The organism is Cryobacterium sp. (assembly GCF_025463825.1).
Lineage (GTDB): Bacteria > Actinomycetota > Actinomycetes > Actinomycetales > Microbacteriaceae > Cryobacterium.
This window is the reverse complement of record NZ_JAODBG010000055.1, coordinates 85,161-92,691: the sequence shown is the minus strand read 5'-3', so window position 1 is coordinate 92,691 and position 7,531 is coordinate 85,161. Positions and strand designations below refer to the sequence as shown.

The 7,531-nt window shown below is 68.2% G+C and carries 7 protein-coding genes; 4 read left to right on the top strand and 3 right to left on the bottom strand.

All coding sequences use genetic code 11. The features are described from left to right. On the bottom strand, positions 1–655 hold a 655-nt coding region (locus JWP54_RS06995; RefSeq protein WP_297369419.1), incomplete at its 3' end, for an SDR family oxidoreductase. Between the two features lie 71 nt (positions 656–726). On the opposite strand from JWP54_RS06995, the gene JWP54_RS06990 reads away from it, so the two are divergent. From JWP54_RS06990 to JWP54_RS06975, 4 genes are all read left to right on the top strand, one after another. Further along, on the top strand, positions 727–1,194 hold the full coding sequence (locus tag JWP54_RS06990) for an NfeD family protein (RefSeq protein ID WP_297369416.1): 468 nt from the start codon (positions 727–729) through the stop codon (positions 1,192–1,194). Positions 1,195–1,198: 4 nt separating this feature from the next. Beyond that, positions 1,199–2,176 (top strand): SPFH domain-containing protein, encoded by a 978-nt coding sequence (locus JWP54_RS06985; protein ID WP_297369413.1) that lies wholly within the window; start codon positions 1,199–1,201, stop codon positions 2,174–2,176. Beyond that, the gene (locus tag JWP54_RS06980) at positions 2,166–2,945 is read left to right on the top strand and encodes a glycerophosphodiester phosphodiesterase family protein (RefSeq protein ID WP_297369411.1); all 780 of its coding nucleotides are present in this window, start codon (positions 2,166–2,168) and stop codon (positions 2,943–2,945) included. Before JWP54_RS06985 ends, JWP54_RS06980 begins: the two co-directional genes overlap by 11 nt. Positions 2,946–3,059: 114 nt before the next feature. Beyond that, positions 3,060–3,422 carry an RNA polymerase-binding protein RbpA gene (locus tag JWP54_RS06975; RefSeq protein ID WP_297369408.1) on the top strand — a complete coding sequence of 121 codons (363 nt, stop codon included), beginning with the start codon at positions 3,060–3,062 and terminating at the stop codon, positions 3,420–3,422. A gap of 49 nt (positions 3,423–3,471) precedes the next feature. Here the strand turns inward: JWP54_RS06975 and lnt are convergent, their stop codons facing one another. Next, positions 3,472–5,070: an apolipoprotein N-acyltransferase gene (gene lnt / locus JWP54_RS06970; protein WP_297369403.1), complete on the bottom strand. Its 1,599-nt coding sequence runs from the start codon at positions 5,068–5,070 to the stop codon at positions 3,472–3,474. Positions 5,071–5,079: 9 nt separating this feature from the next. Next, complete coding sequence (locus tag JWP54_RS06965; protein WP_297369400.1) at positions 5,080–7,524, bottom strand: DEAD/DEAH box helicase; 2,445 nt, start codon at positions 7,522–7,524, stop codon at positions 5,080–5,082. Positions 7,525–7,531: the final 7 nt, after the last annotated feature.

Here is a 7,531-nt window from a genome sequence, read left to right as displayed (position 1 = left end):
GCCGAGCCTCGATGGCTCCCGGGTTCGCCCGGTCCAGCAAAGTGGCCGTGACGGTACCTTCGATCATGTCTCCTGACACCACGACGAGGGAGATGTCTTCCACGGCAAGGTTGGGGATCAAGGCCCGCAGCGCGTCTTCGCCGGCTCGCTTGCTCTTGGCGACGGGCTCGTACTCGGGCATGGTGGGCACGGTTTCGATAAAGTGCGCCTGGTGGCTGGTGACAAATACCACACGCGATCCTGGCGGGAACACCGGCAAGGCGGCGTTGAGCAGGTTCACCTGGGCGTTCCGGTTCAGCTTCAACGCGTAGTCCTCGGCCATGCCGCTTTCCATGCCGCCGGAGGCGTTCATCACGAGGATGTCGAGTCCGCCGTACTCGGCGCGGATGGTGTCGAACATGGCCGTGACGGACTGCGGGTCGGTGAGGTCGGCACCGACGGTGATGGCCGTGCCGCCCGCCTCGCGGATGGCGGTGGCGAGCTTGTTCGCACGCGCTTCCTTGTTGCGGTAGTTGATGACGACCTTGGCGCCGGCCTCGGCGAAGTAGGCGACGGTGTCGGCTCCGATCCCCCGGGACGAACCCGTGACGAGGATGCGCTTTCCGGAAAGGCTGCCGGGCTGGAGGGGATTCATCGAAGGTGTGCTCACGGTCATAAAGACTATCAACATGCCTTGGCCCCGCTGGTGCTACCTTCGCTACAAACCGACGCTGGAGGGGTTGCGGGATGGTGGATTTAACGGACTACCTGTGGATCGCATGGCTGGTGTTCATCCTGGTCTGCGTCATCATCGAGCTGCTCACGCTGGACTTCACATTTCTGATGATCGCCGTCGGCAGCGTCGCGGGCCTCGGCGCGAACCTTCTCGGCTGGGACTGGTGGGTGCAGATCCTGGTCGCCGCCGCCGTGTCGGTGCTCTTGCTCCTGCTCATCCGTCCCGTCCTGTTGCATGCCATGGCCCGGCAGAGCGCCGACGTGCCGCCCAGCAATGTCGCCGCACTGATCGGCATGGGCGGCCGGGTCTCCTCCACCGTCGGTGACCTCGGCGGGCTGGTGAAGCTCGACAACGGGGAGACCTGGACGGCGCACCTCTCCCCCGGCCAGGCGGCCGTACCCATCGACCCGGGTCACCGGGTGCGGGTCCTGGCCATCGACGGGTCCACCGCCTTCGTCACCCCCGCCGAAAGGAGCTAGTCCAGTGCCCCCTCCCGACCAACTCATCCTCCAACTCTTCGTCCTGGTCCTGGTCATCGTCGTCCTGGTCTTCGTCGTTGTCGTGCTCGTGCGCACCATCCGCATCATCCCCCAGGCCAGTGCGGGCGTCGTGGAACGCCTGGGCAAGTACCACAAGACCCTGATGCCGGGACTGAACATCCTGGTGCCCTTCATCGACAGGGTGCGCCCGCTGATCGACATGCGCGAGCAGGTGGTGTCCTTCCCGCCCCAGCCGGTGATCACCGAGGACAACCTGGTGGTCTCGATCGACACCGTGGTCTACTTCCAGGTGACGGATGCGCGCGCCGCCACCTACGAGATCGCCAACTACCTGGGCGCCGTCGAGCAGCTCACCACCACGACGCTGCGCAACGTGGTCGGCGGACTCAACCTCGAGGAGGCCCTGACCAGCCGCGACAACATCAACGGGCAGCTGCGGATCGTGCTGGATGAGGCCACCGGCAAATGGGGCATCCGGGTCGGCCGGGTGGAGCTGAAGGCCATCGACCCACCGCACTCCATCCAGGACTCGATGGAGAAGCAGATGCGCGCCGAACGCGACCGCCGAGCCCTGATCCTCACGGCGGAAGGCACCAAGCAATCCGCGATCCTCACCGCCGAGGGTGCCAGGCAGGCCGCGATCCTGCAGGCGGAAGGGCAGGCCAAGGCGGCCGTGCTGCGGGCGCAGGGTGAGGCCCAAGCCATCACCACGGTGTTCAAGGCCATCCATGACGGCGACCCCGATCCGAAGCTGCTCGCCTACCAGTACCTGCAGACCCTGCCCAAGCTCGCCGATGGCAGTGCGAATAAGCTGTGGATCGTGCCGAGCGAACTGACGGAAGCCATGAAGGGCATCGGGCGCGCCTTCGGCCCGAACCCGGTGACCGACCCGACCGCACCGCCCGGCCCCGAACCGGCCGGGCCGGCGGGAGAAACATCGGTGCCCCGTCGTGAGCCCTGACCTGGCCGCCTACCTCGCACCGGCGGGACCGAGAATCCTCGCGCACCGGGGTCTGAGCCTGGAGGCGCCGGAGAACACCCTGCTGGCGTTCGTCGCCGCGCTCTCCGCGGGGGCGACGCATCTCGAAACCGATGTGCACGCCAGCAGCGACGGGGTGGCGGTCCTCAGCCACGACCCGACCCTGCCCAACAAGGGGCCGGCCCTGAACCGGCTGACCATGGCGCAGCTGGCGCGGATCGACCTGGGCCGGGGCCAGACCTATTGCTCCCTCGCCGAGGCCCTCGCCGCGTTCCCTGCAGCGCTGTTCAACGTCGACATCAAGTCTGCCGACGCCGTCCTCCCGGCCGCGCAGGCCATCCACACCGCCCAGGCCGGCCACCGGGTGCTGCTCACCTCGTTCTCGGAGACGCGGCGCCGACGGGTCGTGCGGGCCGCGCCGGGCACGGTCAGTTCCGCCTCCGCCGCGGGGGTGGCGGTGCTCCTGGTGGCCGTCGCGCTCCGCCAGCACTGGGCGCTTCGCTGGCTCTCCCGCGGGGTCAGCGCCATCCAGGTTCCTGAGCACGCCGGTCCGCTGCGGATCGTGACCCCCCGGGTCATCCGGCGCATGCACGCCATCGGCATCGAGGTGCACGTCTGGACCGTCAACGATCCGGCCCAGATGCGGCGGTTGCTGGCGTTGGGCGTCGACGGGCTGGTGACCGACCGCTGTGACCTGGCCGCACGCCTGGCGCACTCCCCCGGCAGCCACGCCCTAGGGGACACCGGCTAGGCTCCACGGACCGGCCTGTTCCTGAGAGAACCCCGCCAGATCAGCGATGACGGAAAGATAACGTCCAGCTTCATGGTTTACAACTAGGTAGGCATCGCGAGAGGAGACCACACGATGGCAGATCGTAGTTTACGTGGAATGAGATTGGGTTCACAGAGCCTGCAGAGCGAAGAGGGCGTGACCTTTTCCCCACGCGTCAGTCACACGTACTTGTGTGCAACGTGTGCGCGCGAGACGGTGATGATTTTCTCCGCCGAGGCGGAAGCACCCGACGAATGGGAGTGCCGGTTCTGCTCCCAGACCGCAACCCGGCTGGTCGATTCGAAGCCCGTGGTCGTCGACCACTCCGACGAGAAGATCGCCCGCACCCACTGGGACATGCTCCTGGAGCGTCGCACCCGGGCCGAGCTCGAAGAACTACTGGAGGAACGCCTGACGGTCCTGCGGCAGCGTCGAGGCCAGAAGGTCGGAGCGTAACGACCGCCGGGAAGCCCAGCTTCCCGCCACCTGTGAGAAACGGCGCCGGCTAACCCCGGCGCCGTTTTCGTATCCGGGCCCGGTCGGGCGCAAGCTGCGGCGCCGGCAACCGGAGCCCGGTGGCCGGGCGCGCGGTGCGGCCGGTCCGGAGGCAGAACAGCAGGCCGGCCAGCCCGACACCGGAGACGAACCACTCCACCAGGCGACCGATGGTCATGGCGGGGGTGTCCGTGGTGCTGAGCGGAACCGTCTGGACCATGGCGCCGGCTTCCCAGGTGGGGAGGCTGTCGAGGGTCTTCCCGTCGGGCGTGATGATGGCGCTGGTGCCGACGGTGGAGATGTTGACGACGGTCCGGCCGGCCTCGATGGCGCGCAACCGCGCGATCGCCAGCTGCTGGACCGACTCGTCGGTACGGCCGAAATCGGCGTTGTTGGTCTGTGCGAGGATGACCTCGGCGTCATCGGCGATCATCTCCTGGACCAACTGGTCGTCGGCGATGTCGAAGCAGATGGCGATGCCCGCCATGATCCCGTTGATGTCGAAGACGTTGTCCCTGGTGCCGATCTCATAGTCCCGGGAGACCAGATCAATCAACTCTGGAGCGAACGGCCGCCAAAAGGCCCGGTCGGGCATGTATTCGGCGAACGGCACCGGGTGCACCTTGTCATACAGATCCACCGCGCCCTCCCCCGCCTCCCACAGCAGGGAGGTGTTGTAGTACTTGCCCGAGCGCTCCGTGATGGTACCGGCGATCAGCGGCGCAGCCATGGCCTGGCTGATGTAGTCGGCCACGCGGGCCGAATCAGCGGAGCGGAGCGGGTCGACGTCGATACCGTTCTCCGGCCAGACGACGAAGTCCACCGGGTCCCCCACGAGCGGCAGCGTGGCGGAGACGTGGTCGGACAGGATCTGGCCTGGGGCGTTCTGGGCGAACAGGCCGGCATCCGAGGCGCCCTGCACCGCCGCGATCCGGGAGGTGCCGCTCTGCACTGTGGGCCAGGCCGGAAAGGCCAGCAGCGTAGCGACGGCCGCCACGGCGATGGCCCCACGGACGCCGATGCGCACGTGCGGTTCGCGGCCCAGCTGCAGCACGAGCGCGCAGAGCCACACGATCAGGAAACTGAGCCCGGACATGCCCACCCACGCGACGAGCCCGCTGAACGGGCTCTCGGACTGTGACATCGCCACCCGTCCCCAGGAGAAACCTCCGTAGGGCCAGACCGCGCTGATCGCCTCCCGTGCCGTCCACAGCCCGGCAACGGCCACCGGAACCAGCCCCAGCCGGCCGGCCGTGGTCGGCCAGACCCGGGGGCCGGTATTCATGACCACCGCCGTGAGCGCCAAGCCGACGGCGAAAAAGATCGACTCCAGGCCGGCGAGGGCCAGCCACGGTACCGGTCCGAGGTACAGGGTGAGCCAGCTGATGTGGATGAGCCAGAACGAGAGCCCAGCGACCAGGCCAACGAGAAGCCCGGTCCAGGGGCCGCGGCCGACGAGGGCGAGCAGCATCAGGGTCACGCCGATGGGCGCGAGAATCCACCAGGACCGGTCCGGGAACCCGCCGTCCAGGATGGCGCCGGCAGCGGCAGCGAGCAGGATCGCCGCCCAGAGGGGCAGGGCGCTGCTACGCGGTCTGGCTGTCTTCACTTCGACAGCCTATGCGACCGAGGAATACGCCACGATGCCGCGGCGGATGGAGTCCATGGCGACGCGGGCGGTGCGCCCGACGGGGCCGTCCGCCACCAGGGACAGCTGGTCGAGCAGGTCGATGGTCTGTTTGGTCCAGCGCACGAAGTCCCCCGCGGCCATCTCGGCCTCCTCGAGCACCAAGCCGAGCGAATCGCTCCTGGCCCATTTCCACATGGCCAGGCTGAGACCGCCCGCCAGCGGGTTGCTGCCGGGAAGCTTGTGGTCGCGCTCGAGATCGTCCAACTGGCTCCAGAGCGTCTGGGTGGCATCCATCGCCGGCCGGAAAGGGCCCTTGGGCAGGTACCGCTCGTCGGTGAGTCCCTCATCGCGGCGCGGCTCGAACACCAGGGCGCAGGCCATCGCGGCCAGGCTGGGCGCGTCGAGGGAATTCCACAGGCCGCGCCGGAGCGATTCGGCGACGAGCAGGTCCCGGTCGGCGTAGATTCGGCGGAGGATCCGGCCGCTCTCGCTGAGGGTGACCGTGCGGCCCTCGCCGGGCAGCAGGTAGCCGAACTCGAGGAGTACGTCGGTGACCCTGTCGAACACCCGCGCCACGGCGCCGGTGCGGGCCGTGATCTGGCTGGTCAGCGCCTCGGTCTCCCGGGTCAGCTTCCACCAGCGGGCGGCCCAGCGCGCGTGCGCCTCCCGCTCGGGGCAGCTATGACACGGGTGCGAGCGCATTCGCTTCCGCAGGGCGGCCAGTTCCTTCTGGCGGCGGTCGCGGCCTCGCGCGTTGGAGTCCGCGGCCGCGTTCTCCCGCTCGAGGTCGGAGAGCCGGCGGCGGATGCCGGAGTATTCCGTGAAGTCACCGAGGTGGCAGGCCATCGAAGTGGCGTAGCCGTGCAGGGACGCCTGCTGCTGGCGCACCCGGCGGGCCAGGTCGACCACCGCACGGTCAGCCTGGAACTGCGCGAACGAGGACTCCAGCACCTCCCTGGTACGTTCCCGGCCGAACTGGTCGATCAGGTTGACCGCCATGTTGTAGGTCGGCTTGAAGCTCGAGTTCAGCGGGTAGGTGCGGCGGGAGGCCAGCGAGGCGACCGCCTGCGGGTCCAGGCCCTGTTGCCACTGGATGACGGCATGCCCTTCGACGTCGATGCCGCGCCGCCCGGCCCGGCCCGTGAGTTGGGTGTACTCCCCCGGGGTGATCGGCACCCGGGCTTCACCGTTGAACTTTTCGAGTTTGTCGAGCACCACCGTCCGCGCGGGCATGTTGATCCCCAGCGCCAGCGTTTCGGTGGCGAAAACCGCCTTCACCAGCTTTTTTTGAAAGAGTTCCTCGACAACCTCCTTGAACGCGGGCAGGAGGCCGGCGTGGTGCGCGGCGACACCGCGTTCGAGGCCGTCCAGCCATTCCCAGTAGCCGAGCACTGCGAGGTCCTCGTCGAGGAGAGTGCGGCAGCGCTCGTCGACGATCTGACGGATCTCATCGCGCTCGGCGGTGTCGGTGAGGCGCACGCCGGCCCGGAGGACCTGGCGGACCGCCTGGTCGCAGCCGACCCGGCTGAAGATGAAGAAGATGGCGGGCAGCAGGTGCTTGCCCTCGAGCAGCCGAACGATCTCGGCCCGGTCCATCCGGCCGGCGTCCGACTGGATCCGCTGCTGGTGATAGCGGTTCTGGTTGGAGCCGCGGCGGCCGCGGCCGGAGCGGTCAAGGACCGGGCGTCCGCCGGACTGGGCCAGCCGCGCCAGTTCCGGGTTGACCCGGTGCGTCGCGGCCAGGCCCGACGAGTCGAACAGGTCGAGCATCTTGCTCTTGACCAGGACGTGTTGGTCCAGCGGTACCGGGCGTTCCTCGGAGACGATCACATCGGTGTCGCCCCGCACCGCCTGCAGCCAGTCACCGAATTCCTCGGCGTTGGACACAGTGGCGCTCAGCGACACCATCCGCACCGACTGCGGCAGGTGGATGATGACCTCTTCCCAGACGGCTCCGCGGAACCGATCGGCGAGGTAGTGCACCTCGTCCATGATGACGAACGCGAGGTTCGCCAAGAGGTCGGAGTCCGCGTACAGCATGTTGCGGAGCACCTCGGTGGTCATCACCACGATCCGGGCGCCGGCATTGACGTTGGTGTCGCCGGTGAGGAGCCCCACCTGGTCGGCGCCGTACTCGGAGACGAGTTCCTGGAACTTCTGGTTGCTGAGCGCCTTCATCGGGGCGGTGTAGAACACTTTCGCGTTGGGCTGCTGCATGGCCAGGAAGATGGCGAACTCGGCTACGACGGTCTTCCCGGCACCGGTCGGGGCGGCGACAAGGACACTGTTGCCGGCCTCGAGCGAGGCGCCGGCGGCGAGCTGGAACGCGTCCAGGTCGAAGCGCAGGCCGCGCCGGAAGGTCTCGAGCCTGGGGGTCTGGGCGCGCAGGCGAGCTGCCGTGTACCGGTCCGCCGGCGACTGAATGTCTGTCATCTGGTCA

What these genes read in the sequence shown, in the direction of transcription:
- JWP54_RS06975 (WP_297369408.1), top strand. Translation starts at nt 3,060, where the DNA reads ATGGCAGATCGTAGTTTACGTGGAATGAGATTGGGTTCACAGAGCCTG.
- JWP54_RS06965 (WP_297369400.1), bottom strand. Translation starts at nt 7,524, where the DNA reads ATGACAGACATTCAGTCGCCGGCGGACCGGTACACGGCAGCTCGCCTG.
- JWP54_RS06990 (WP_297369416.1), top strand. Translation starts at nt 727, where the DNA reads ATGGTGGATTTAACGGACTACCTGTGGATCGCATGGCTGGTGTTCATC.